The following is a 229-nucleotide window of genomic DNA, read 5'->3' on the forward strand; positions in this document are numbered from 1 at the left end:
TTCACGTCTTGTGGGGGGCGCGGGGGGGGGGGGGGGGGGGGGGCCGGCGGCCCCCGCCCCCCCCCCCCCCCCCGCCCGCCGCCCCCCCCCCCCCCCCCCCCCCCCACACCCCCCCCCCGCCCCCCCCCCCCCCCCCCCCCCCACCCCCCCCCCACCCCCCCCCTCCTGATTATTTCCACTATCCCCCACCTCCCCCCCCCGACCCCCCCCCCCCCCCCCCCAACCGCGA

Annotated in this window: 1 protein-coding gene; it reads left to right on the plus strand. The window is 86.9% G+C overall.

Annotation, left to right across the window (positions count from 1 at the left end; genetic code table 11):
* A partial coding sequence (locus AC0L2X_RS32680; protein WP_473601245.1) for a hypothetical protein occupies window positions 1-229 on the plus strand: 229 nt, incomplete at both ends.

It is taken from the genome of Mesorhizobium sp. WSM4828 (genome assembly GCF_055811175.1).